This window comes from Diaphorobacter limosus, assembly GCF_033100095.1.
GTDB lineage: Bacteria > Pseudomonadota > Gammaproteobacteria > Burkholderiales > Burkholderiaceae_C > Alicycliphilus > Alicycliphilus limosus.
In genome coordinates this window covers 3,830,444-3,853,651 of sequence record NZ_CP136921.1, presented here as the reverse complement: position 1 = coordinate 3,853,651, position 23,208 = coordinate 3,830,444, and the positions used below count along the sequence as shown (strand labels likewise).

22 protein-coding genes and 1 tRNA gene are annotated in these 23,208 nt (G+C 68.7%); 6 read left to right on the top strand and 17 right to left on the bottom strand.

Annotation, left to right across the window (positions count from 1 at the left end; translation table 11 throughout):
* Positions 1 to 9: 9 nt before the first annotated feature.
* Positions 10 to 2,613, bottom strand: coding sequence for an ATP-dependent chaperone ClpB (gene clpB, locus P4826_RS18550; RefSeq protein WP_317701817.1), 2,604 nt, complete (start codon positions 2,611 to 2,613; stop codon positions 10 to 12).
* A 68-nt stretch (positions 2,614 to 2,681) separates the two neighbouring features.
* Positions 2,682 to 3,158, bottom strand: coding sequence for a molybdenum cofactor biosynthesis protein MoaE (locus P4826_RS18545; RefSeq protein ID WP_317701816.1), 477 nt, complete (start codon positions 3,156 to 3,158; stop codon positions 2,682 to 2,684).
* Between the two features lie 46 nt (positions 3,159 to 3,204).
* Here P4826_RS18545 and P4826_RS18540 point away from each other — a divergent pair, with 46 nt between their 5' ends.
* From P4826_RS18540 to P4826_RS18530, 3 genes are all read left to right on the top strand, one after another.
* Positions 3,205 to 3,459, top strand: coding sequence for a hypothetical protein (locus P4826_RS18540; protein WP_317701815.1), 255 nt, complete (start codon positions 3,205 to 3,207; stop codon positions 3,457 to 3,459).
* Positions 3,460 to 3,595: 136 nt separating this feature from the next.
* Positions 3,596 to 3,739 (top strand): DUF3149 domain-containing protein, encoded by a 144-nt coding sequence (locus P4826_RS18535; RefSeq protein ID WP_317701814.1) that lies wholly within the window; start codon positions 3,596 to 3,598, stop codon positions 3,737 to 3,739.
* A 52-nt stretch (positions 3,740 to 3,791) separates the two neighbouring features.
* The gene (locus P4826_RS18530; protein ID WP_317701813.1) at positions 3,792 to 4,112 is read left to right on the top strand and encodes a hypothetical protein; all 321 of its coding nucleotides are present in this window, start codon (positions 3,792 to 3,794) and stop codon (positions 4,110 to 4,112) included.
* A gap of 3 nt (positions 4,113 to 4,115) precedes the next feature.
* Here the strand turns inward: P4826_RS18530 and P4826_RS18525 are convergent, their stop codons facing one another.
* The 8 genes from P4826_RS18525 to P4826_RS18490 form a co-directional block, all read right to left on the bottom strand.
* A complete protein-coding gene (locus tag P4826_RS18525) occupies positions 4,116 to 4,379 on the bottom strand; it encodes a MoaD/ThiS family protein (protein ID WP_317701812.1) in 264 nt (87 codons plus the stop codon).
* Complete coding sequence (locus P4826_RS18520; protein WP_317701811.1) at positions 4,376 to 5,605, bottom strand: molybdopterin molybdotransferase MoeA; 1,230 nt, start codon at positions 5,603 to 5,605, stop codon at positions 4,376 to 4,378. The genes P4826_RS18525 and P4826_RS18520 overlap by 4 nt, the downstream gene beginning before the upstream one ends.
* On the bottom strand, positions 5,602 to 6,153 hold the full coding sequence (gene mobB / locus P4826_RS18515) for a molybdopterin-guanine dinucleotide biosynthesis protein B (protein WP_317701810.1): 552 nt from the start codon (positions 6,151 to 6,153) through the stop codon (positions 5,602 to 5,604). Before mobB ends, P4826_RS18520 begins: the two co-directional genes overlap by 4 nt.
* A 70-nt stretch (positions 6,154 to 6,223) precedes the next feature.
* On the bottom strand, positions 6,224 to 7,654 hold the full coding sequence (thrC, locus tag P4826_RS18510; RefSeq protein ID WP_317701809.1) for a threonine synthase: 1,431 nt from the start codon (positions 7,652 to 7,654) through the stop codon (positions 6,224 to 6,226).
* A gap of 8 nt (positions 7,655 to 7,662) precedes the next feature.
* Positions 7,663 to 8,091 carry a PIN domain-containing protein gene (locus P4826_RS18505; protein WP_317701808.1) on the bottom strand — a complete coding sequence of 143 codons (429 nt, stop codon included), beginning with the start codon at positions 8,089 to 8,091 and terminating at the stop codon, positions 7,663 to 7,665.
* A 6-nt stretch (positions 8,092 to 8,097) separates the two neighbouring features.
* Positions 8,098 to 8,361 carry a type II toxin-antitoxin system Phd/YefM family antitoxin gene (locus tag P4826_RS18500; RefSeq protein WP_317701807.1) on the bottom strand — a complete coding sequence of 88 codons (264 nt, stop codon included), beginning with the start codon at positions 8,359 to 8,361 and terminating at the stop codon, positions 8,098 to 8,100.
* Between the two features lie 61 nt (positions 8,362 to 8,422).
* Complete coding sequence (locus P4826_RS18495) at positions 8,423 to 9,757, bottom strand: homoserine dehydrogenase (RefSeq protein ID WP_317701806.1); 1,335 nt, start codon at positions 9,755 to 9,757, stop codon at positions 8,423 to 8,425.
* A 68-nt stretch (positions 9,758 to 9,825) separates the two neighbouring features.
* Positions 9,826 to 11,058, bottom strand: coding sequence for a pyridoxal phosphate-dependent aminotransferase (locus P4826_RS18490; RefSeq protein ID WP_317701805.1), 1,233 nt, complete (start codon positions 11,056 to 11,058; stop codon positions 9,826 to 9,828).
* Positions 11,059 to 11,186: 128 nt separating this feature from the next.
* Here P4826_RS18490 and P4826_RS18485 point away from each other — a divergent pair, with 128 nt between their 5' ends.
* The 3 genes from P4826_RS18485 (at position 11,187) to P4826_RS18475 (ending at position 12,430) form a co-directional block, all read left to right on the top strand.
* A complete protein-coding gene (locus P4826_RS18485) occupies positions 11,187 to 11,561 on the top strand; it encodes an Mth938-like domain-containing protein (protein ID WP_317701804.1) in 375 nt (124 codons plus the stop codon).
* Between the two features lie 27 nt (positions 11,562 to 11,588).
* Positions 11,589 to 11,676 (top strand) — tRNA-Ser (locus P4826_RS18480).
* Between the two features lie 58 nt (positions 11,677 to 11,734).
* Positions 11,735 to 12,430, top strand: a complete 696-nt coding sequence (locus P4826_RS18475; RefSeq protein WP_317701803.1) for a class I SAM-dependent methyltransferase — start codon at positions 11,735 to 11,737, stop codon at positions 12,428 to 12,430.
* Positions 12,431 to 12,434: 4 nt separating this feature from the next.
* Here the strand turns inward: P4826_RS18475 and bluB are convergent, their stop codons facing one another.
* From bluB to cobN, 7 genes are all read right to left on the bottom strand, one after another.
* Positions 12,435 to 13,121 carry a 5,6-dimethylbenzimidazole synthase gene (gene bluB, locus P4826_RS18470; protein ID WP_317701802.1) on the bottom strand — a complete coding sequence of 229 codons (687 nt, stop codon included), beginning with the start codon at positions 13,119 to 13,121 and terminating at the stop codon, positions 12,435 to 12,437.
* Complete coding sequence (locus tag P4826_RS18465; protein WP_317701801.1) at positions 13,111 to 13,638, bottom strand: methylated-DNA--[protein]-cysteine S-methyltransferase; 528 nt, start codon at positions 13,636 to 13,638, stop codon at positions 13,111 to 13,113. The genes bluB and P4826_RS18465 overlap by 11 nt, the downstream gene beginning before the upstream one ends.
* A 3-nt stretch (positions 13,639 to 13,641) precedes the next feature.
* Positions 13,642 to 15,219: a hypothetical protein gene (locus P4826_RS18460; protein WP_317701800.1), complete on the bottom strand. Its 1,578-nt coding sequence runs from the start codon at positions 15,217 to 15,219 to the stop codon at positions 13,642 to 13,644.
* 116 nt (positions 15,220 to 15,335) lie between these two features.
* Positions 15,336 to 17,474, bottom strand: coding sequence for a TonB-dependent receptor (locus tag P4826_RS18455; RefSeq protein WP_317701799.1), 2,139 nt, complete (start codon positions 17,472 to 17,474; stop codon positions 15,336 to 15,338).
* Between the two features lie 32 nt (positions 17,475 to 17,506).
* Complete coding sequence (locus P4826_RS18450; RefSeq protein ID WP_425605188.1) at positions 17,507 to 17,950, bottom strand: VWA domain-containing protein; 444 nt, start codon at positions 17,948 to 17,950, stop codon at positions 17,507 to 17,509.
* A 221-nt stretch (positions 17,951 to 18,171) separates the two neighbouring features.
* Entirely contained in the window at positions 18,172 to 19,209 is a 1,038-nt protein-coding gene (locus P4826_RS18445) for a magnesium chelatase ATPase subunit I (protein WP_317701797.1), read from the bottom strand.
* A 197-nt stretch (positions 19,210 to 19,406) separates the two neighbouring features.
* A complete protein-coding gene (cobN, locus tag P4826_RS18440) occupies positions 19,407 to 23,207 on the bottom strand; it encodes a cobaltochelatase subunit CobN (RefSeq protein WP_317701796.1) in 3,801 nt (1,266 codons plus the stop codon).
* Position 23,208 lies beyond the last annotated feature (1 nt).

The window sequence follows — 23,208 nt, the reverse complement described above, 5'->3', positions numbered from 1 at the left end:
TGGTAGGCTTCAAGCCAGCTGGCGGGCCTGGCCAAAGTGAAATACCCCTGGCTCCTGCACCGGATCGACATCCACGGGTATCACGCTCTTGGGCGGATAGTGCCCCTGCAGCAGCAGCTTGGACAGCGGATTCTCGATGCGTTGCTGTATCGCACGCTTGAGTGGCCGCGCGCCAAACACCGGGTCGAACCCCACCTTGGCCAGCTCGCCCATCGCTGCGGGCGACACCTCCAACTGCAGATCCATCTTGGCCAGCCGCGCTTGCAGCAAATGCAGCTGTATGCGCGCAATGGCCTCGATGTGCCTGGCATCCAGCCCGTGGAACACCACCGTCTCGTCGATGCGGTTCAGGAATTCGGGGCGGAAATGGTTCTTTAGTTCCCCCCACACCGCTTCCTTGATGTCGTCCGCGTCCTGGCCCACCATGGCCTGGATCAGCGGCGAGCCGATATTGCTGGTCATGACGATGACCGTGTTCTTGAAATCCACGGTGCGGCCCTGGCCGTCGGTCAGGCGCCCGTCGTCCAGCACCTGCAGGAGCACGTTGAACACATCGGGGTGGGCCTTCTCCACCTCGTCGAGCAGCAGCACGCTGTAAGGCTTGCGCCGCACAGCCTCCGTCAGGTAGCCGCCCTCTTCATAGCCAACATAGCCGGGAGGCGCGCCAATCAAGCGCGCAACGCTATGCTTTTCCATGAACTCGCTCATGTCGATGCGCACCAGGTGTTCCTCGCTGTCGAACAGAAAGCCCGCCAGCGCCTTGCACAGCTCGGTCTTGCCCACGCCCGTGGGGCCCAGGAACAAGAAGCTGCCCAGCGGCCGGTTCGGGTCCGACAGCCCCGAGCGCGAGCGCCGGATGGCGTTGGCCACGGCTGATATGGCCTCGTCCTGGCCGACCACGCGCTCGTGCAGCTTGTCCTCCATGTGCAGGAGCTTGTCCTTCTCGCCCTGCATCATCTTGGCCACGGGAATGCCGGTGGCACGGCTGACCACCTCGGCGATCTCCTCGGCGCCCACATGGGTGCGCAGCAGGCGGTGCTTCGGGGTCTCGCCATCGGCCTCGCTGTCCTGCGCCTCCTTCAGGCGCTTTTCCAGTTCGGGCAGGCGGCCGTATTGCAGCTCGGCGACCTTGTTGAAGTCGCCCTTGCGCTTCAGGTCATCCATCTGCGTGCGGATGGCGTCTATGTCCTTCCTGATCTGCTCGCTGCCCTGGGCGCTGGCCTTTTCCATCTTCCAGATCTCTTCCAGGTCGGCGTATTCGCGCTCGACGTTGGCCAGTTCTTCCTCGATCAAGGCCAGGCGCTTTTGCGAGGCCTCGTCATGCTCCTTCTTCATGGCCTCGCGTTCGATCTTGAGCTGGATCATGCGCCGCTCCAGCCTGTCCAGAGCCTCGGGCTTGGAGTCGATCTCGATCTTGATCTTGGCCGCGGCCTCGTCGATCAGGTCAATCGCCTTGTCGGGCAGGAAGCGGTCGGTGATGTAGCGGTGCGAGAGCTCGGCCGCGGCGACGATGGCCGGGTCGGTGATGTCCACGCCGTGGTGCGCCTCGTAGCGCACCTGCAGGCCGCGCAGGATGGCGATGGTGTCCTCCACGCTGGGCTCCTGCACCAGCACCTTCTGAAAGCGCCGCTCCAGGGCCGCGTCCTTCTCGATGTACTTGCGGTACTCATCCAGCGTGGTCGCGCCTATGCAGTGCAGCTCGCCGCGCGCCAGGGCCGGTTTCAGCATGTTGCCGGCGTCTATCGCTCCTTCAGCCTTGCCGGCGCCGACCATGGTGTGGATCTCGTCGATGAAGAGGATGATGCGGCCTTCCTCGTGCGCCACCTCCTTCAGCACTGATTTCAGCCGCTCCTCGAACTCGCCGCGGTACTTGGCGCCGGCGAGCAGCCCCGCCATGTCCAGCACCAGCACGCGCTTGTTCTTCAGCGACTCGGGCACCTCGCCCTCGACGATGCGCTGGGCCAGGCCCTCGACGATGGCGGTCTTGCCCACGCCGGGCTCGCCGATCAGCACCGGGTTGTTCTTGCTGCGCCGCTGCAGCACCTGGATGGCGCGGCGGATCTCGTCGTCGCGGCCGATCACGGGGTCGAGCTTGCCCAGGCGGGCACGCTCGGTCAGATCCAGGCAGTATTTCTTCAGGGCCTCGCGCTGGCCCTCGGCCTCGGCGCTGTCCACCTTCTGGCCGCCGCGCACGGCCTCTATCGCCGCCTCCAGGCTCTTGCGGGACAGGCCGTTGTCCTTGGCGATCTGCGCGGCCTCGCCCTTGCTGTCGATCAGGGCCAGCAGGAACAGCTCGCTGGCGATGAACTGGTCGCCGCGCTGTATCGCCTCCTTCTCGGTGGCCTGCAGCACGCGGCCCAGTTCGGGGCTGCCCTGCACCTGATCCTGGCCTTGCACCTGGGGCAGGCGCTTCACGGCGGCCTCGGCCGCCTTCAGCAGCCCGGGCACGTTGGCGCCGGCGCGTTCAAGCAGCGCGCGCGGACCCTCATCCTGGCGCAGCATGGCGACCAGCATATGCACCGGTTCGATATAGGCGTTGTCATGGCCCAGCGCGATGGACTGGGCGTCGGACAGGGCTTCCTGGAACTTGGTCGTGAATTTGTCGAAACGCATGGTTTACCTCCAACTTGCTGCTAACTAGGGTTGGAACGCCCCGATTTCAAGCCACCGCGCCATCAAAGTCAGTCAAATTGCGCTGGCGCGGCAATGCCCCAGCGCGCCAGCGCCGCGTCGTCGGCCACGCGCGCGTCCACCCAGCGCGCGCCCTGGGGCGTTTCTTCCTTCTTCCAGAACGGTGCCTGGGTTTTCAGGTAGTCCATGAGGAATTCGCAGGCCTGGAAACTCTCGCCGCGGTGCGCGCTGGTGACGGCCACCAGCACGATCTGATCGAGCGGCGCCAACAGCCCCACGCGGTGGATCACGCGAACGCCGTACAGGTCAAAACGCGCCAGCGCCGCAGCTATCATGGCCTCGATGGACTTCTCGGTCATGCCGGGGTAATGCTCCAGCTCCATCGTCGCCACGGCATCACCATCGTTGCGGTCACGCACTGTGCCGACAAAGCAGCAGACGGCGCCCACGCGCGCATCCTGGGCGCGCAGCCGGGCCAGCTCGGCCGAGACATCGAAATCCTGGGTCTGGATGGAAACGCGGGTCATTGGATCAAGGCGCAAAATTGGCACTTTAACGCCCCGCTCCTGCTCCATGGCCCTGCAGACCATCAACACCGACGACTACACGCTCTACCCCTCGCCACGCAACCAGCACCGCGTGGTGTTCGAGTTCCAGACCTTCGTGCCCCACCCCTATGCGCTGATCGATCTGCCCAGCTTCGAGCTGGCGGGCCGCCACAGCCTGTTTGCCGCCCACCGGCGCGCCGACAACAAGATGGGGCAGCTGGTGACCTTTGAGCTGGCAAGCGATCAACAGCGCTTTGAACGCCTGTTCGTGCCCGACTGACGCCCGTCAGGCTTGAGCCATATCAAGGCTGACAAAGCCACCAACGACTGCGCGGTATTTCTTGACCTAAAGCAAACACGCGCCCTTCGTGTTGCGTTGCAATATAAGCACATACTCAACTACAAGGGAACCTGCCATGCAACTGCTCAAGCAACTCTTCACCACCGAGGTCGGCCTGTTCAGCGCCGTGGGCATAGGCTTCATGCTGTGCATGCTGGTGTTCTTTGTCTGGCTGTTCACGCGCAACGACGCGCCGCCAGCAGACCAGAAGCAGCCCTGATTGCGGCGGCCTCTCAGGGTCGGTGATCGTGCCTTTGTCGACAATACGGCCCATGCATGACGACAACCAGATCCTGATCCCGCCCTCCTTCATCGCCCTGCACAGCGACGCGCGTCAGCGCCTGTTGCTGCCCGTGGATGAACTGCGGGCACGCTACGAGTTGTGCGAAGACCTGGCCCAGCACCTGGTAGAGCAGGCGCAGCAGCTCTACCACGGCGGCGCGCGCTCCGAGGAAGGCGTGCTGCTGGGCATGCATGCCGGCCTGGTCAGCCCCGATGCCGGCGTGAGCGCCCCGGAGGCGCGCTGGATCACGCTGCGGCTGGCCGAGCTGTTGGGCTGGCGCAGCCCGGCCCTGCCAACGACAGGCGATTGACGGTCAACCGCCGGTGACGGGCGGAAAGAACGCCGCCTCAGCACCGTCGGCCAGCGGCGTGGCTTCCTGGGCCATGGTTTGATCCAGCGCCATGCGCACGGCTCGGCCGCGCGCCAGGCAATCGGCCCAGGGCTGGCCGCGCGCTATCAGCTCGTCGCGCAGCGCGCCCAGGGTGGGGGCAGCGGTGCGCAGGGTTTCCTGACCCTGGCCCACGGCCTCACGGATGGAGGCGAAGTAGCGCACGGTGATGGTGAGCGGCGCGGTCATGACAGCAGCTCGGCAAAGGGCAGAAAACGTACCTGGTCGCCGCGCGCTATTGCGTGGCTCGCGGGGTTGTCGACCAGGCCATCACCCCAGGCGACCGAAGTGAGCACGCCCGAGCCCTGGTTGGCAAACAGCTCCAGGCGGCCGTCCGCACCATGGCGGGCACGCAAGAATTCTCGGCGTTTATCGACTCTTGGCCAATCAAATCCAGCGCTGGCAGCTATTGTTGTTGGAGCAACATTCACCACCCCCTGCAGCCGCAGCAGGAAGGGCCGCACCAGCAGCGCAAAGGTGATGAAGCTCGATACCGGGTTGCCGGGCAGGCCGATGAAATGCGCGCCACCGATGCGGCCGTAAGCAAAGGGCTTGCCGGGCTTGATGGCGATCTGCCACAAGTCCAGGCTGCCCAGACTTTGCACGGCGGGCTTGACATGGTCTTCCTCGCCCACCGAGACACCGCCACTGGTCAGGATCAGATCGTGCCCCTGGGCGGCCTCGCGCAGCGCGGCCACGGTGGCGTCCAGCCGATCCGGCACCACCCCCATGTCAGTCACCGCGCAGCCCAGGCGCTGCAGCATGGCGCGCAGAAAGAAGCGGTTGCTGTTGTAGATGGCACCGGGGCGCATTTGCGCGGGCGCCACCTCGCCGGGCATGACGAGCTCGTCGCCGGTGGAGAACAAGGCCACGCGCGGGCGGAGCGCCACCTGCAGCTGCGCCAGCCCAATGCTGGCGGCCAGGCCCAGCTCGGCCGGGGTCAGGCGCGTGCCGGCGGCCAGCACCTGGGCACCCAGGGTGATGTCCTCGCCGGCGCGGCGTATGGCCTGGCCCGGGCTGGGCAGGTGGTTGATACGCACGCGCTGGCCGTCGTCGAGCGCCTCGCAGTCCTCCTGCATCACCACGGCGTCGGCCCCGGCTGGCACGGGCGCACCGGTGAAGATGCGCGCGGCCGTGCCGGGCAGCAGGGGCTGGCCGCTGTCGCCGGCCGCAATGCGCTGCGACACGCGCAACTCCACGCCCGCCGCAGCGACGTCGACGCAGCGCAGCGCATAGCCGTCCATGGCGCTGTTGTCCTGTTGCGGCACCTGCAGAGGCGAGATAGCCGCCTGCGCCAGCACACGGCCGTCGGCATCGAAGGTGCTGACGGTGTCGACGCCGGCCAGCGGCCTGGCCTGGGCCAGCAGCTCGGTCAGGGCGTCGTCAAGGGGTATGAGGGGTGTGCGCGCTGTCATTCGCAGGCCTCCACGGCTTGGGGCAGATAGTCAAAACGCGCGCCCTGCTCCAGCATCCACTGCGCCACCGCCTCGGGGTCGCGCAGGTTCAGCACGGGCAGCGCGGTGGGCCGGGGCAGCTGTGCCGCGTCGGTGGCGACGGCCACCACATGGTCATCGCCACCGTAGTGCACGGGGCGCTCCGGCTGGCCGGGCGCGGCGGGTCGCCAGACCTCGACCTTGGGCAGGTCGCTGTGCTTGAAGCCTTCCACCAGCACCCAATCGACGCGCGGGTCGAGTTCGGCCAGCAGCTCATGCGGATCGATCGCATGGGGCTGCTCGTACTCGCGCATCAGCGCCATGCGCCGGTCGGATGCCACGACCACCTCGTAGGCGCCGGCCTCGCGGTGGCGCCAGCTGTCCTTGCCCTGGTGGTCGATATCAAACCTGTGGTGCGCGTGCTTGACCACCGACACGCGCAGGCCGCGCAGGCGCAGCAGGGCAATCAGCTGCTCCAGCAGCGTGGTCTTGCCACTGCCCGAATAACCGGCAAAGCCCAGCACCTTCACACCGCCGCTCCTTATGCAAAAATGATAGCTATCAGCAGCCTACCAGCAAGCGCTACGCCCTCATTTGACTTCAATCACAGTGCGCGGCGATATAGGCCTTCACCCGCTCGACATCGGCCGGCAGCTGCTGCACGCGCTTGGGTAGCAGCTCTATGCCCTCGAACCTGGCCGGACGCTCGGGCGCGCGGCCCAGGGCCTCTTGGATGGTCTCGGCAAACTTGATGGGCAGGGCCGTCTCCAGCACGATCATCGGCACGGCCAGGTCGCCGCGCCGCTCGCGCGCCACCTTCACGCCATCGGCGGTGTGGGTGTCGATGATCTGGCCGAAGCGCTGATACGTGTCACGGATGGTGGCCAGGCGGTCGGCGTGCGTGCTCTTGCCGCTCACGAAACCATATTTGCCGGCCGTGTCCTGGAACACGGCGTCCTGGCTCAGGTCGAAGCGCCCCGCCCGGCCCACGCCGTCGGCAAACAGGGCCTGGGTACGCGCGCCGTCGCGGCCCACCAGGTCGAACACGAAGCGCTCGAAGTTGCTGGCCTTGCTGATGTCCATCGAGGGGCTGGACGTCTCGTAGGTGTGCTCGCTGGCGCGCACCTGGTAGACGCCGGTGCGGAAGAACTCGTCGAGCACGTCGTTCTCGTTCGTGGCCACCACCAGGCGGTCGATCGGCAGACCCATCTGGCGCGCCACATGGCCGGCGCAGATGTTGCCGAAGTTGCCGCTGGGCACGGTGAAGCTGACCTTCTGCTCGTTGCCTTGCGTGGCCTGTATGTAGCCGGCAAAGTAGTACACCACCTGGGCCAGCAGGCGCGCCCAGTTGATGGAGTTGACGGTGCCGATCTTGTAGCGGGCCTTGAAGGCATGGTCATTGCTCACGGCCTTGACGATGTCCTGGCAGTCGTCGAACACGCCCTCTATCGCCAGGTTGTGGATGTTCTCGTCTTGCAGGCTGAACATCTGCGCCTGCTGGAAGGGGCTCATGCGGCCGTGCGGGCTGGTCATAAAGACGCGCACGCCCTGCTTGCCGCGCATGGCGTATTCGGCCGCGCTGCCGGTGTCGCCACTGGTGGCGCCCAGGATGTTCAGCTCTTCGCCACGGCGCGCCAGCTCGTACTCGAACAGGTTGCCCAGCAGCTGCATGGCCATGTCCTTGAAGGCCAGCGTGGGGCCGTTGGACAGCGCTTCGATCCACAGGCCGTCTTCCAGCTGGCGCAGGGGCACGATCTCTTTCGTGCCGAAGACCTCTTGCGTATAGGTCTTGGCACACAAGGCCTTCAGGTCGGCGGCGGGAATGTCGTCGATGTACAGCGAGAGGATGCGAAACGCCAGCGCGGCGTAGCCTTCCTCGTTGTAGGCGCGGCGCAGCTGGGTCAGCGCAGCGTCGTCGATCTGCGGGTAGGTCTCGGGCAGGTACAGGCCGCCGTCGGGCGCCAGGCCTTCGAGCAGGATGTCGCAAAAACGCTTGCGTTCGGGGTGGCCGCGGGTGGAGAGGTATTGCATGGTGTTACTCAAGCCTGGGACACGTCGGCCCAGGGGTTGACGAGCCTGAGGCCCGTGTCTTCAAAGTGGCGCGTGTTGCGGGTGACGAGGGGCAGGCCGTGGTGCAGCGCCGTCGCGGCAATCACCATGTCCAGGGCATCCTGCATACGGCCCATGGCGCGCAACGAAGCCTTGAGGTCGCCAAACTGGCGCCACACGGCATCGTCGGAGGCAAGAATACGACCATCGAACTGCTGAGCCAGCTCCAGCGCCCATGCCTGTAGGCGATTGCGCTTGGCGCCATGTGGCAGGCAGGCGATGCCGTAATGGATTTCGGCAAAGGATGCCGCAGCGATGGCGCAATCATGGTGGTGCCGACGCAGCCAGTCGAGCACGCCAGCATGGGGTTGGGGATAAGTCGACTCCGATATCGTGCAGGTATCGAGCAGCCAGCGCATGGCGAGTCAATCCTCGCCAAACATGGGCGAGCGCCCCGGGTTTGTGTCGCGCGGCATCTCAGGTAGCCCGCCCTCGACCTTGGGCGCGCTGAGCAAAAACTCCAGGAACCCGTCATCGGCAGGCTCCTGCATGTCGCCCTCGGTCACCGCGACCACCCGCACCACGGGCTTGCCATGGCGCGTGACGGTCTGCGGCCCTTCGGTGAGGGCGCGCTCGATCACTTCGCTGAAGTGGTTCTTGGCTTCTTGCACTTGCCAGATTGCGGACATGGCGACCTCCTGATGGCGTCAATCTGGCCAGAATTTTACGCATTCTGGCCAGATTAATCCATCAGTTCAGTTCTTCCTTGCGGATGCGCGTGATCGGTGCCAGCACCGTGGGCAAGGCCTGGATCTGGGCCAGGGCGCCGTCCATGTCGCCCTCGCGCGTGTCGTGGGTGAGGATGATGACGTCGGTTTGCGTCGAGCCCTCGCCGCCCACCTCGTCGGCCTCGCGCTGCAGCACGGCGTCGATGCTGATGCCGGCGTCGGCCAGCAGACCGGTGATCCGGGCCAGCACGCCGGCCTGGTCGGCCACGCGGATGCGCAGGTAGTAGCTGGTGACCACCTCGGCCATGGGCAGCACGGGCAGGTCCTGCCCCGCCGCGCCCAGCGTGTGGCTCTGGAAGGCCAGCGGCGGCACACGGTGCGCGGGGTCGGCCTCGATCAGGCGGGTGATGTCCACCAGGTCGGCGATCACGGCGCTGGCTGTGGGCTCCGAGCCCGCGCCCTTGCCGTAGTACAGCGTGGTGCCCACGGCGTCGCCGTGCACCACCACGGCGTTCATCGCGCCCTCGACGTTGGCGATCAGGCGCTTGGCCGGCACCAGGCTGGGGTGCACGCGCAGCTCCACGCCCTTGTCGGTGCGCTTGGTGATGCCCAGCAGCTTGATGCGGTAACCGAGCTGCTCGGCGTAGCGGATGTCGGCGGCGCTCAGCTTGGTGATGCCCTCCACATAGGCCTTGTCGAACTGCACCGGAATGCCGAAGGCAATCGCCGACATGATGGTGGCCTTGTGCGCGGCGTCCACGCCCTCGATGTCAAACGTCGGGTCCGCCTCGGCGTAGCCCAGGCGCTGCGCCTCCTTCAAGACCACGTCGAAGTCCAGGCCCTTGTCGCGCATCTCGGACAGGATGAAGTTGGTCGTGCCATTGATGATGCCGGCCACCCACTGGATCTGGTTGGCCGACAGGCCCTCGCGCAGCGCCTTGATGATGGGGATGCCGCCGGCCACGGCCGCCTCGTAGGCGACGACTACGCCCTTGTCGGCGGCGGCCTTGAAGATCTCCGTGCCATGCACGGCCAGCAAGGCCTTGTTGGCCGTGACCACATGCTTGCCGGCGGCAATCGCCTCCAGCACCAGTTGTTTGGCTATGCCGTAGCCGCCGATCAGCTCGATGACGATGTCGATCTCGGGGTTGGCAATGACCTCGCGCGCATCGCCCACCACGCGCGTGCCCTCGCCGACGATGGAGCGGGCGCGCGCGGTGTCCAGATCGGCCACACAGGCGATCTCTATGCCGCGGCCGGCCCGGCGGCGAATCTCTTCCTGGTTGCGTTGCAAGACGTTGAACACGCCGCTGCCCACGGTGCCGATGCCCAGCAGGCCTACTTGTATGGGTTTCATTTCAGTTTTACCAGTCAAAAATGGCTCTAGCGCCCTACTATCAAGCGCCACTAGCTATAAAAAAATAGTCAAGCCGCCTTGGCGTTGCGCTGTCGATAGGTTGCCAGGAAGGCCGCCAGACGCGCGACCGCCTCACGCAGGTCGTCCTCGTGCGGCAGAAAGACGATGCGGAAATGCTGGTTGTCCGGGTAATTGAAGCCCGAGCCCTGCACCAGCATCACGCGCGTGGCGCGCAGCACCTCCATGAAGAACTGGCGGTCGTCGGCGATCGGGTACATGTCCGGATCCAGGCGCGGGAACATGTACAGCGCCGCCTGCGGCTTGACGCAGCTGACGCCCGGAATCTGCGTGATCAGCTCATAGGCCAGGTCGCGCTGGCGGCGCAGGCGCCCGCCCTCTTTCACCAGGTCGTTGATGCTCTGGTAGCCGCCCAGCGCCGTCTGTATCGCCCACTGGCCCGGCACGTTGGAGCCGAGCTTGATGTTGGCCAGCATGTTCAGGCCCTCGATGTAGTCGCGCGCCGCAGCCTTGTCGCCCGAGATCACCATCCAGCCGGCACGGTAGCCGCAAGAGCGGTAGGCCTTGGAGAGCGAATTGAAGGTCAGCGTGAGCACGTCGGAGGACAGGCTGGCCATGGCCGTGTGGCCCACGCCGTCGTACAGCACCTTGTCGTAGACCTCGTCGGCAAACAGCACCAGCTCATGCTCGCGCGCGATCGCGACGATGCCGCGCAGCAGTTCGTCCGAATACAGCGCGCCGGTGGGGTTGTTCGGGTTGATGACCACGATGCCGCGCGTGCGCGGCGTGATCTTGGCGCGGATGTCGGCCAGGCTCGGCATCCAGCCGTTGTCCTCGTCGCACAGGTAATGCACGGGCTTGCCGCCGGCAAGACTGGCCGAGGCAGTCCACAGCGGGTAGTCGGGCGCCGGCACGAGCAGCTCATCGCCGTCATCCAGCAGCGCCATGGTGGCCATCACGATCAGGTCGCTGGCGCCATTGCCCAGGTAGATATCGTCCAGCGTCACGCCGGCCACGCCCTGCTGCTGGCTGTAGTGCATCACCGCCTTGCGCGCCGCGAAGATGCCCTTGCTGTCCGAGTAGCCCGCCGAGTTGGGCAGGTTGCGGATCATGTCCTGCTGGATTTCCTCGGGCGCATCAAAGCCGAACGGCGCCAGGTTGCCGATGTTGAGCTTGATGATCTTCTGGCCCTCGTCCTCCATCTGCTTGGCCGCGTCCACGATCGGGCCGCGGACGTCGTAGAGAACATTGCTGAGCTTGGCGGATTTGTGGATGGGCTTCATGCGCGGGCAGGTGGTCAGGAGCTGGCACCGATGGAGCCAGCGAGACAGTCGGTGAAACCTATAATTTAAGCACAGTTCCCACCCGCGGCCCCGTCGCCAACGGCGGCCCCAGACCTCTCACGGCGCCCATGAAATTCCAGCCCGACCAATTCGACGTGCAGACCATCACCGCCTACGGGCCGGGCTGGATCAGCGTGGACGCCGACAAGATCACCAGCAGCGTCATCATCAGCTCGCGCGGCCAGCGTATCGCCTGGGACTGCAGCCGCTTTGAAGACCTGACCCCGGCCCACTTCGCGCAACTGGCCGAGCTGGACGCCGAGGTGGTGATCTTTGGCAGCGGCGCGCGCAACCGCTTCCCCCCGCCCGCCTGGCTGCAGCCGCTGATGGCCAGGCGCATGGGCCTGGAGACCATGGACACCCAGGCCGCCTGCCGCACCTACAACATCCTGGCCGGCGAAGGCCGCAACGTGGTCGCGGCCCTGCTGCTGGAGACCCCTTGATGCGCGTTTAGAATACGCGGCTTGCCTGGAGACTTGGGTGAGTGGTTTAAACCAGCAGTCTTGAAAACTGCCGACGGGCAACCGTCCGTGAGTTCGAATCTCACAGTCTCCGCCACCCCGCCCTGTCATCAACGCCCGCCACTGTGGCCGGTGGCGGCTTGCCACGCCGCACCATGACCCGCCTGATCACCGACGAACTGGATCTCCTCGCCGAGCTGGTGCCCGCCCCCGGGCCGCAGGTGATAGAGCTGGGCTGCGGCGCCGCGCGCATGGCGCAGCAGATGCTCAAGCGCTGGCCGGGCCTGCGCTACATGGGCCTGGAGGTGGATGCCATACAGCACGCACGCAACCTGCAAGACCCGCCAGAGGGCATGCGCTTCGTGGCCGCTGGGGCGCAGGACATTCCCTGTGGCGATGGCGAATTTGACCTGGCGCTGATGCTCAAGTCCCTGCACCATGTGCCGCTGACGGCCATGGACCAGGCGCTGGCCGAGGTGGCGCGGGTGCTGCGCCCTGGTGGCTACCTGTATGTCTCCGAGCCCGTGTATGCCGGGCCGCTCAACGAGATCGTGCGCCTGTACAACGACGAAGGCGTGGTGCGCGCCGCGGCACAGGCGGCCGTGGATCGTGCCCTGTCAGCCTTCGGCAGCCCCTGGCAACAGGTGGCCGAGCGGCGCTTTGACATGCCGGTGCAATTCAGCGACTTTGCCGAGTTCGACCAACGCATGATGCGCCCCACGTTTGCCGATCACCGCATCGATGCCGCGCTGCAGGAGCGTGTGGCCGCGGCCTTTGCGCCGCATTGCACGGCCGAGGGCGCACGTTTTGTGCGCCCCATGCATGTGCGGCTGCTGCAACGCCAGGCTTGAGCCTTCAGGCCCGATCCAGCCAGTCGGCCTGCCGCCTCCAGCCATCGTCAAACACCACCGATGCGAGCGGCGCCCGGCGTGCCCAGCGTTCGCGGGCAAGCATGGGCTCCTCGTAAAAACCATGCACCGGCCCCAGGCAGAGCAGCGCCACGGCGCGCGCGCCCGGCGGCAGTTGCAGCAGCCGGGCGACATCGGCCGGATCGAAGAAGGACACCCAGCCCATGCCCAGCCCCTCGGCGCGCGCCGCCAGCCACAGGTTCTGGATAGCGCAGGCGACCGAGGCCAGATCCATCTCGGGCAGGGTGCGACGGCCGAACACATGGGCCTCGCGCCCATCGGCCAGGGCCACGGCAAAGACCTCGGCGGCATCGAGCAGGCCTTCGACCTTGAGCTGCAAAAAGCCATCGCGGCGCTCGCCCAGGGCGTCGGCCGTGCGCTGGCGCTCCACCTCGACACAGGCATGGAGCTGCTCGCGCAGGGCGCGGCTGCGCACGCGGATGAAGCGCCAGGGCTGCATGAAGCCGACGCTGGGCGCGTGGTGCGCGGCGGTGAGCAGGCGCGTGAGCACCTCGGGCGCCACGCTGCCGCCGGCGAAGTGGCGCATGTCGCGCCGCTCGTCGATGGCGCGGTAGATGGCGGCGCGCTCTTGTGCGCCGTAGGCCTGGGCCGTGGGTGGGGTGTCAGATGCCATGTAAATCCTGTTGTTGCGCCCGGCCTTCCAGTGCCAGCAGGGCCTGCTTGCGCGCCAGGCCGCCGCCAAAGCCGGTCAGGCTGCCGTTGCTGCCGATCACGCGGTGGCAGGGCACGATGATGGACACCTTGTTGGCGCCGTTGGCCGCCGCCACGGCGCGCGTGGCCGTGGGTTGGCCTATGGAGCGGGCCTGCTGCGCATAACTGCGCGTCTGGCCGTGGGGAATGGCCAGCAGCGCCTGCCAGGCGGCCAGCTGAAAGGCGGTGCCCACAAGATCGAGCGCCACGCCAAAACCCTGGCGCCGCCCGGCAAAGTATTCGGCCACCTCGGCCCGGGTCTGGGCCAGGATGGGGCTGGCGCCCGCCTGCACGGCCGTGCCGCGCGCCGCCTGCACCTGGGCCAGTTCACGCTCCAGGCCCTTCTGGCCGACGAATTCAAGCAGGCACAGGCCGGCCGGCGACGCCACAGCCAGCATGTCGCCCAAGGGGGTGGTGAAGGTGCAGGAGTGCAGCGTCATGGTTCAGGCTTCCTGGGCCGCGATTGTCGCCCCAGCCCTCGCCACCCCCGATGGCCGCTGGCGCCGGCGCTTTGGCACCAGCACGCGCCAGGCCAGCACGCAGGATGTGACGCACAGCGCCACCCCAAGCAGCGACAGCCCCACGACCAGCGCTTCGCGCAGCAGCGGGCGTGCCAGCAGCGGCGCGAAGTCCAGGCTGTGCAGGCCGTGGTAGAGCCAGCGTTTGTAGGGCGTGCGGTTGTCGGCCTGCATGACGATGCGCGCGCTGGCAGGGTCGGCATAGACCGTGATGCCGTCCTGCGGCCAGTGCGCGCGCCACACGGGCAGCGGGCGCCGCGCCAGGGCGTCGATGTCCTGGGTGCGTGCGTAGTAGGCGTCGTCGTACTGCGCCAGCTGCGCGATCTGCGGCGGCGGCAGTTGCGGGCGCATGGCGGCCAGCGCCTGCAGCACGGCAGCGTCGGGCAGGGCCGCGCGCACGGCCGCACCATCGGTTGCACTACTGACTGCACTACTGGCGCCGTCGTCGGCGCGCACCAGGCGCTGGGCCAAGGCGCCATCGGCCAGGCGCCCCTGCACGCGCCACCAGGCTTGGCCGGCGACCTGCTGCATGTCCAGCTCCAGCGGCGTCAGGCCGGCGGCCTGCGCCAGCGCCGTGGCGGCGGCCGGGCCGCGTGTCAGCACCGGGGCAGCCCCGGCCCACAGCGCACGCGCCCGCAGCTCCAGCCGGGTGCCGTCAAAAACGCCGAACGGCCCCATGGACAGCAGACCGGACAACATCCAGGTGAAGGTAAACACCCCAGCCACCAGTCCGGTGATGTGGTGCCAGCGCCACCAGGGTTTGCGGTAGGGAATCCAGCGGCTCTTGTTCAAGAACAGCTGCCACACACCCAGCACCAGCCCGGTGGCGGCCAGCAGCACGGCGGGTATCGACAGCCACACCACCACCTGGTGCCACGCGGCCGGAAACATGCGCAACACGGTCGGGTAAATCCAGTGCGGCACGGCGCCCAGCCAGTTCCAGAAGCGCTCGGCGCGGCGTGTATCGCGCACCACCTCTGCGGCGCCGGGTGACACGTACAGCTCCAGGCCATCGTCGCCCGCAAGGCGCACCTTGAGCAGCGGGCGGTGCGCGTCCAGGCCTTGCGGCACGGTCCACTGGTCGCGCTCCAGCCATTCGCTGCCCAGGGCGCTGCGGCCGCTGAAGGCCTCGGCCAGCTGCACCGCCTGCGCGGTATCGAGTGGCGCCAGCAGCTTCCCGTGGACGGCGTCAATGACATGCCAGCGCGGCGCCCCGCCCTCGCCGGCCGCGCTCAGGCGCCACACCGGGCGCGTGCCCAGCATCCCCAGGCGCGCCTGCTCCAGCCGGGGCGCGGCCAGGCCGGCGCGTGCGGCCGCATCCGGTGCGGCAAGGCAGCACCCCCCAGGCAGCTGCAGCGGCGCCAGGCCGGCCAGGCGCTCGGTCTGCGTCAGGTTGGGAAAGGGCACGTAATACAGCACCACCCCGCTGGCAAACCACATCAGGAAGAACAGCGCCAGCACCACGCCCAGCCACTTGTGCAGCCAAATCAGCGTCTTTTTCATTTCAGTTATCCATGGCGCTGCGCGCCACCCACGGCCCATGAAACTGGCGCGGCCCCAGCGTGGGCCACCGCGCAAGGGCAGCCCCGCCGCGCAGCGGCACAGGGGGGTGATTCATTTCAGAACTGCGTTCGCAGCGTCAGCATCACGGTGCGCGGCGCGCCCAGCAGCCAGGTTCTGCCGGCCTGGCCCGAAACAGCGTAGTCGCGGTCGGCCAGGTTCTTCACCGACAGGCCCAGCTGCAGCTGGCGCGTGGGCTCGTAGCCCAGGCCCGCGTCCCACACCGTGTAGGCGGGCAGCTTGGTCGTATTGGCGGTGTTGCCCTGGCGCTCACCCACGTAGCGCAGGCCCAGGCCCAGGCGCCACTGCGGCGCAAAGCGCCAGGCGGTCCAGACGTTGAGGGTGCGCTCGGGCACGCCGGTGGGCGTGTTGCCGCTGCGCGAGACCAGTTGGCCCGACACCAGCTCCTGGTAGTCGTCGTAGCGCGCGCGCAGCAGGGCGGCGTTGGCGTCTATGGTCCAGCCGCGCACGGGCTCGGCGGCAAAGGCCAGCTCCAGGCCGGTGGAGGACTGCTGGCCGATCTGCTGGGTGATGGTGGGGTCGTTTGCGTCGCGCGAGAGCAGGTTGCGCTTCTCGATCTTGTACAGCGCCACCGTCCACTCACCGCGCAGCTCGGGCAGCGCGCCCTTGGCGCCCAGCTCCACCTGGCGGCCTTTGGTCAGGTCAAACTTATCCCCCCCGCCCGGCAGCGACAGCGCGCCCGAGAGCGGATCGGTGCCGGTGGCAAACTGGCCATACAGCGACAGCGTGCTGCTGGGCGACCACACCGCGCCCAGGCGACCGGTGAGGGGGTCGTACTTCTTGCCCTGCTGCAGACTCCGGCGCACGTCGGTGGTGTCAAGCTCCATGCGGTCGCTGCGCAGGCCGGCCACCAGCTTCCAGGTGGGCGACACATCCAGCACGCCTTCGGTAAACAGCGCCGTGGTGCGCAGGGTCGAATCGCGCCCCAGGGTGGTGGCCACGGGGCTGATGAACTGCCCGGCATCAAACACGAACGGGTCAACGCTGCTCGCGCCGCCATATGGCGAGTTGTTGGTGTGCAGCAGATGCGTGCGGTACCAGTCCAGACCGACGATCACGCGGCTCTTCATGCCGCCCAGGTGGCCATCGATGGTGGCGTCCAGGCGGTTGCCGGTCTGGGTCTGGTCGTGCAGGATCTCCAGGTAGTCGCTGCGCAGCACCTGCGTGCCGGCGGCGTTGAAGGCGTAGCTCTCGGCGTTGCGCCAATGGCGGTCGGTGCTCAGGTGGTAGGTCTCGTTGCGCAGGCGCAGGCCCGGCGCGGCCTGGTAGTCCACCTTCAGGCGCCACATGCGGTCGTCGTACTTGACCACCGAGTCGGCAACGTTGTAGTTGGTGCGGCGCACGCGCTTGTCGAGCTGGCCATTCTTGAGCGGCGTGCCAAAGTAACGCGCATCGTCGTTCACGCCACCGTCCAGCGACAGCGTGGCCGTCAGGTCGCGGCTGGCGCGCGCCGTCAGCGCCAGGGCGTAATTGCGGCGCTGCACGTCCATGAAGCGGCGGTAGCCGTCGCTGCGCTCTGCATCCAGATAGACCGAGTAAGCCAGCGTGTCGTTGATCGGGCCACGCAGGCCGATGCCGCCCTGCACGGCGCCGTAAGAGCCGGCGGCGACGAAGGCCTCGCGCTCGGTCTTGTCAAAGCGCGGCTGCTTGGTGATGTAGTTGACCACCGCACCGATGGCGCCGTCGCCATACAGCACCGATGCCGGGCCGCGCAGCACCTGCACCGACTCCATGGGCCAGGTGGAGAACGGGTAGGTGATGGTGCCCGAGGCGACGATGAGGCGTGTGCCATCGACCATTTGCGCCACCGAGTTGTGGCCGCTGAAGCCGCGCGCTGCCAATGACGTACCGCCATTGCCGGGCGCGGGCGATTCGGTGATGCCGGGCATGCGCACGGCCACGTCCTGGGCACGGGTCAGCGCACGCTCGGCGATGTCGGCGGCCCCCAGGCTGCTGACGCTGGCCGGGGTTTCTCGTGCCGTCAGCCCCAGGCGCGAGCCGGTGGCAGAGGGCTCGTCCAGCGCCAGGCTGCTGCCGGCCGGGGTGGGCTCGGCGCGCACCTGCACGGTGGGCAGGGTGGCGCCCTCCTGGGCCTGAACGGAAAACGCCAGGCCAGAGACGGCCAGCGCCAGGGAGTGCAACGGCAACTGCCGAGGCAAATGGAGAAGGTTGCGCATGAAGATCCTTTCTTGAAAAAAACAGCAAAACATCAAGCCGGCAAGCGGTAGTCCGCCCCCCAGGCTGCGGCCCAGGCCGGGCAGCGGCCGGCGGGGCGCAGCGGGTCGTCAAAGTCCACGATCACCTGCTGTGCGATCTGCGGCGCGGGCGGCGATGCCAGCGTGCGGCCGTCGGTCAGCAGCCACAGGCAGGCCCCGCCCACGCCCCGGCGCAGCGCCTGGGCGGCCAGGCGATCGGCCTGCGCCAGGGCGGCCGCCAGCGGCGTGCCGCCGCCGCCGGCAAGCGGCCGCACCCGCCCCGCCCCCGATGCGCGCGCCGGGCCGGGCGGCAGCAACAACTGCACGCCCTGGCCGCCAAAGGCCAGCAGCGCCACATGCTCGCCCGCGCGCGCGGCCTGCTCGATCAGGCGCGCGGTGTAGCCCTTGGCCAGCGCCAGGCGGGCGCCGCGCTGCATGGAGCCCGAAGTGTCGAGCACGATAAGGTGCAGCCGGCTTGGGCGCTGCGGCACCGCGCGCCGTCGCAAATGGCCGCTCTGCAGCGCCTGCGGCCCTTTGACTCGCAGGGTGTGCGGCCAGTCGATCTGCCTGCCCTGCCCGGCCGCCCGCGCCAAGCCGGGCCGGGGCAGCGCCGCACTGCGTGGGGGGCTGCGCCACCGCCAGGCGCCCTGCGCCTGTGCAGCGCCGGGCCTGGAGTGGCTCAGGCTTTTTTTGGCGCCAGCCCTCCGGTGTTGACCACGCGCACCATGGGCGCCGGCCGGGGCGGCAGCGCGCCCCAGTCGCCCGTGGGGCTCGCCTGCCCGCCCTGAGATGCTGCGGTCTGCGATGGCGGTTGCGATGGCGGCTGCTGTGCGGGTTGGGGTGACTGGGCCTGGGCCTGTGGCTGCGCGTCTGCGCGCCGGTGCGCCAGGGCCAGATCGGCCACGGCGTCCACGTCTTCAGGCAGCACCTGCGGGCGCGCCTGCAGCGCCGCCAGGGCGCGGGCGGCGCGCAGCATGACCAGGTCGGCGCGCAGGCCGTCCACGCCGGCTGCGAGGGCCAGCTCGGCGGCGCGGGCCAGCACGGCGTCGCTCCAGGCCAGCTGCGCCAGGCGTGCGCGCGCGGCTTCTATGCGCTGACCCAGCTGCGCCAGCGCATCGTGGTGCGCAGCCAGCAGGGCCTCTGGGTTGGCCTCGAAGGCCAGGCGCGCACGCACGATGGCGCTGCGCGTGGCCGCGTCCTGCGGGTTGGCCAAGGTCAGCGCCAGGCCAAAGCGGTCGAGCAGCTGCGGGCGCAGTTCGCCCTCCTCGGGGTTCATGGTGCCCACCAGCACGAAGCGCGCCGCGTGACGCTCAGAGATGCCGTCGCGCTCAACGGTGTTGACGCCGCTGGCGGCTGCGTCCAGCAGCGCATCGACCAGCGCGTCGGGTAGCAGGTTGACCTCATCGACATACAGCACGCCGCCATGCGCGCGCGCCAACAGGCCGGGCTGCAGGCTGACCTGGCCGTTCTGCAGCGCGTCCTGCAGGTTCAGCGTGCCCACCAGCTGCTCCAGGCTGGCCGCCAGCGGCAGGGTGACAAAGGGCGCGCCCGGCAGCAGCGCCGCCAGCGCGCGCGCCGCCGTGGACTTGGCCGTGCCACGCGGCCCGGCGATGAGCACGCCGCCTATGGCAGGGTCGATGGCGGCGAGCAACAGCGCGCGTTGCAGCTGCTCCTGGGCGACCAGGGCGGTGAAGGGGAAGCTGGGGCTGGTGGACATGGCGGGCGGCCCCTCACCCCTCCCCAAAGGGGCGAGGGCGATCGGCTGCGCCGGTTTTACGCCCTCTCCCTCTGGGAGAGGGTGGGGGTGAGGGCCAGCAACGGTGGAATCATCCGATGCTGGTAGAAGCTCAGCCGGGGAAAGTTTTATCATTTTGATAGCTGCTTTCGCTTTACTGACGGGCGCTGCGGCCGTTTTTAATCATGATCCGAACCCTCCAGCCGCTGCTCCAGCGCCAGCAGCTGCTGCTGGATCAGCGCACGCTGGTCGCCCGGCTCCTGCCACAAACCCCGGGCCATGGCTTCGAGCAGCCGCTCGGCGATGGCGCGCAGGGCCTGGGGGTTGTGCTGCTGCAGAAACTGCCGGGTGTCGTCGTCATGCACATAGGCGTTGGCGATCAGCGCGTATTGGTGATCGGCCACCACGCCGCTGGTGGCGTCGAAGGCGAACAGGTAGTCCACCGTGGCGGCGATCTCGAACGCGCCCTTGTAGCCATGGCGTTTGACGCCATCCAGCCACTTGGGGTTGACGGCGCGCGCGCGCACCACGCGTGCCAGCTCCTCGCTCAAGGGGCGGATGCGCGGCGCGCCGGGCACGCTCAGGTCGCCGTGGTAGAGCGCCGGCTGCGCGCCGGTCAGCGCCTCCACGGCCGCGCCCATGCCGCCGTGGAACTGGTAGTAGTCGTCGGAGTCGAGGATGTCGTGCTCGCGGTTGTCCTGGTTGTGCAGCACCGCCTGCACGCCCGACAGGCGCTGCTCAAACGCCGCGCGCGCGGCCACGCCGTGGGCATCCTGGCCGTAGGCAAAGCTACCGGCGCGCAGATAAGCCGCGCCCAAGTCAGCGCGCTCTTTCCAGCGGCCGCTGGCGATCAGCTCCTGCAGCCCGGCGCCATAGCCGCCGGGGCGCGGGCCAAAGACGCGCCAGCTGGCCTGGCGCAGCGCGGCGTCCAGCGCCACGCCCTGCGCCACCGCCTGCTGGGCCTCGCGGCGCACGCGCACGCGCACGGGGTTCATGGCGTCGCTTTCGTCATCCAGCGGCACGCGCGCGACGGCCTGCACAGCCGTGTCGAACAGGTCGATGACGTTGGGAAAAGCGTCGCGGAAGAAGCCCGAGACGCGCAGCGTCACGTCCACCCGCGGGCGGCCCAGCACGCTGGTCGGCAGCACCTCGACGTCGCTCACGCGGTTGCTGCCCGGTGCCCATTGGGGACGCACGCCCAGCAGGGCCAGGGCCTGGGCGATGTCCTCGCCGCCCGAGCGCATGGTGGCCGTGCCCCAGACCGACAGGCCCACCGACTCGGGGTAGGCGCCATGGTCCTGCAAGTGGCGTTCTATCACCCGCTCGGCCGCCAGCCGGCCCATGTGCCAGGCGGTAGGGGTGGGCACGGCGCGCGTGTCCACCGAATAGAAATTGCGCCCGGTGGGCAGCACGTCAGGCCGCCCGCGGGACGGCGCGCCGCTGGGGCCGGCGGGCACGAAGCGCCCGTCCAGTCCACGCAGCAGCTGGCGCATCTCGTTGGCGCCGCTGGCGTCCAGGCGCGGCGCCAGCTGCTGGCGCAGGCGCATCAGCACGGCGGCGGTCTGCGGCCAGGCCTGCGCGTCGGGCGCGGGGGCTGCCGCGTGGCCATGCGCCGCCACCAGGGCGTTGGCGAGCAGCTCCAGGCGCTCGCGCGTGTGGCCGGCGTGGCGCCAGGGGGCGTCGCTGATCTGCGCCAGCACGGCGGGACGCGGCCCGGCCCAGGGTGCGGCCCAGTCGGGCGTAAGTGGGTCGAACCCCGCCAGCCCCAGGTCTTGCGCCAGCGCCGCCAGCAGGCCGCCCTGCCCCGCCCCCTGGCCCGATGCCACGCGCGCCAGCGCCACCAGGGTGTCGGTACGCTGGCGGCCCTGGGGCGATTGGCCCAGGATGTGCAGGCCGTCGCGGATCTGCGACTCCTTGATCTCGCACAGGTAGGCGTCCAGGCGCGCGAGCAGCGCCTCGCGCTCGTCGTCGGTGGCGGGAGCGGCAAAGCCCAGCTCCAGGTGCAGCTGGGCGGCAATCACCTGCTGCAGCATCACGCCGCGCAGGTGGCGCGCGCGGCGCGGGTCGAGCTGCAGCGCGTCGTAATACTCGTCCATGCTGCGCTCAAGATCGAGCAAGGGCCCGTAGCTCTCGGCGCGCGTCAGCGGCGGCATCAGGTGGTCGATGATGACGGCCTGGCTGCGCCGCTTGGCCTGGCTGCCCTCGCCGGGGTCGTTGACGATGAAGGGGTAGAGGTGCGGCAGCGGCCCCAACAGCGCATCGGGCCAGCAGGCCGCGCCCAGGGCCACGCTCTTGCCCGGCAGCCATTCCAGGTTGCCGTGCTTGCCGACATGCACCACGGCATCCACCGCAAAGGCCCGGCGCAGCCAGAAGTAGAACGCCAGGTAGCCATGCGGCGGCACCAGGTCGGCGTCGTGGTAGCTGGCCAGCAGGTCCAGGTCACGCCCGCGCGCGGGCTGCACGCCGATGAAGACCTTGCCCAGGCGCAGGCCAGCCACCATGAAGCGGCCGGAACGCACCATGGGGTCTTGCTCGGGCGCGCCCCACAGCTGCGTTACCGCTGCCTGGCTCTCGGGCGTGAGCTGGGCAAAGTCGGCCAGGTAGTCCGCCAGCGCCAGGCTTTGCAGCGCCGGGCGGGCGGGGTTGGCGGCATGGTCGTTGGTCACGCCCGCCACCAGGGCGTGCATCAGCGCGTCGCTGCTGGGCGGCAGCGGGGCCGCGCCCAGGTCGTAGCCCGCGCCCTGCAGCGCGGCGAGTATCGCCAGCGTGGATGCCGGTGTGTCCAGCCCCACGCCGTTGGCCAGGCGCGCGTCGTCGTTGGGGTAGTTGGCCAGGATCAGCGCCAGGCGCTTGTCGGTGGCGCTTTTGTGCCGCAGCGCGCACCAGCGCCGCGCCAGTTCGGCGACGAAGGCGATGCGCTCGCCCTCGGGCTCGTAGCGCACCACGTCCACCTCGGTGCGCTCGCAACGGCGCGCCAGGCCCTTGAAGCTGATGGCGCGCGTGGTGATGCGGCCGTCCACCTCGGGCAGCACCACATGCATGGCCAGGTCGCGCGGCGTGAGGCCGTGCGGGTCATCCTGCCACTGCTCGCGCGTGCCGCCGGCGGTGATGAGCTGCAGCACCGGCGCGTCGCCCGCCAGCAGCACCGGCGCGGCCGGCTCCGCACCATCGGCGGCCAGCGAGACGATGGCAAAGCTGGTGGCGTTGAGCACCACATCCACGCCGCGCTCGTGCGCCAGTTGCTGCACCGTGGCCAGCGTGTCGGGGGTTTTGAGCGAATCAATCGCCAGCGCCAGGGTATTGAGGCCCTGGGCCGAAAGCTGCGCCAGCAGCGCGTCGAACACCGCCGTGTTGCCCGACTGGGCGTGCGCCCGGTAGAACAGCAGCAGCGCCAGCGGCGCGCCGGGGTGCTGCACCAGCGTTTGCGCCGGCGCATAGGGCAGCACGGCGGGCAGCGGCTGGGCGGGCGGCGGGCGCTGGCCCAGGCCCAGGGCGGCGTGGGCGATCAGCGCGTAAAAACCCTGGGCGTTGTCGGCCCCGCCCTCGCGCAGGCAGCGCCAGAGCTGGTCGCAGTCCGCCGCCTGCGCCGTGCTGCGGCGAATCAGCTGCTCGTCGGGCTGGTTGTCCCCCGAAAAAAACGCCACCCACAGGCCGCGCCGCAAGGCCAGGGCCTGCACCTGTTCGACCACGTAGGCCCAGTCGCTGGCCGCGCCCAGGTGGTCTATGACGATGGCGCGGGCGTGCTGCAGCACGTCGTCGATGTACATGTCCACCGACGCCGGCTGGCGCAGCCACATCAGATTGGCCAGGCGCACGCTCGGGAATCCATCCGGCAGGCGCGCAGCCGCCTCGGACAGCAGCGACAGCGTGGTGTCGGCCGCCGACAGGATGACGATGTCGCCGGGCGTCTGCGCCACGCGCACCACGCCCTGGCCGCCGTCGTCCACGTAGCCGCCGGGGCGGGTGGAGAGCAAATGCATG

Excerpts from the sequence above, each read along its gene's own strand:
- P4826_RS18455 (WP_317701799.1), bottom strand. The coding sequence starts at position 17,474 with ATGCGCAACCTTCTCCATTTGCCTCGGCAGTTGCCGTTGCACTCCCTG.
- P4826_RS18445 (WP_317701797.1), bottom strand. The coding sequence starts at position 19,209 with ATGTCCACCAGCCCCAGCTTCCCCTTCACCGCCCTGGTCGCCCAGGAG.
- P4826_RS18505 (WP_317701808.1), bottom strand. The coding sequence starts at position 8,091 with ATGCGCTGGCTGCTCGATACCTGCACGATATCGGAGTCGACTTATCCC.
- P4826_RS18540 (WP_317701815.1), top strand. The coding sequence starts at position 3,205 with ATGGCCCTGCAGACCATCAACACCGACGACTACACGCTCTACCCCTCG.
- P4826_RS18520 (WP_317701811.1), bottom strand. The coding sequence starts at position 5,605 with ATGACAGCGCGCACACCCCTCATACCCCTTGACGACGCCCTGACCGAG.
- P4826_RS18490 (WP_317701805.1), bottom strand. The coding sequence starts at position 11,058 with ATGAAGCCCATCCACAAATCCGCCAAGCTCAGCAATGTTCTCTACGAC.
- P4826_RS18460 (WP_317701800.1), bottom strand. The coding sequence starts at position 15,219 with ATGAAAAAGACGCTGATTTGGCTGCACAAGTGGCTGGGCGTGGTGCTG.
- P4826_RS18475 (WP_317701803.1), top strand. The coding sequence starts at position 11,735 with ATGACCCGCCTGATCACCGACGAACTGGATCTCCTCGCCGAGCTGGTG.
- P4826_RS18545 (WP_317701816.1), bottom strand. The coding sequence starts at position 3,158 with ATGACCCGCGTTTCCATCCAGACCCAGGATTTCGATGTCTCGGCCGAG.
- P4826_RS18465 (WP_317701801.1), bottom strand. The coding sequence starts at position 13,638 with ATGACGCTGCACTCCTGCACCTTCACCACCCCCTTGGGCGACATGCTG.
- P4826_RS18500 (WP_317701807.1), bottom strand. The coding sequence starts at position 8,361 with ATGTCCGCAATCTGGCAAGTGCAAGAAGCCAAGAACCACTTCAGCGAA.
- P4826_RS18495 (WP_317701806.1), bottom strand. The coding sequence starts at position 9,757 with ATGAAACCCATACAAGTAGGCCTGCTGGGCATCGGCACCGTGGGCAGC.
- P4826_RS18530 (WP_317701813.1), top strand. The coding sequence starts at position 3,792 with ATGCATGACGACAACCAGATCCTGATCCCGCCCTCCTTCATCGCCCTG.
- cobN (WP_317701796.1), bottom strand. The coding sequence starts at position 23,207 with ATGCATTTGCTCTCCACCCGCCCCGGCGGCTACGTGGACGACGGCGGC.
- bluB (WP_317701802.1), bottom strand. The coding sequence starts at position 13,121 with ATGGCATCTGACACCCCACCCACGGCCCAGGCCTACGGCGCACAAGAG.
- clpB (WP_317701817.1), bottom strand. The coding sequence starts at position 2,613 with ATGCGTTTCGACAAATTCACGACCAAGTTCCAGGAAGCCCTGTCCGAC.
- thrC (WP_317701809.1), bottom strand. The coding sequence starts at position 7,654 with ATGCAATACCTCTCCACCCGCGGCCACCCCGAACGCAAGCGTTTTTGC.
- P4826_RS18525 (WP_317701812.1), bottom strand. The coding sequence starts at position 4,379 with ATGACCGCGCCGCTCACCATCACCGTGCGCTACTTCGCCTCCATCCGT.
- P4826_RS18535 (WP_317701814.1), top strand. The coding sequence starts at position 3,596 with ATGCAACTGCTCAAGCAACTCTTCACCACCGAGGTCGGCCTGTTCAGC.
- P4826_RS18485 (WP_317701804.1), top strand. The coding sequence starts at position 11,187 with ATGAAATTCCAGCCCGACCAATTCGACGTGCAGACCATCACCGCCTAC.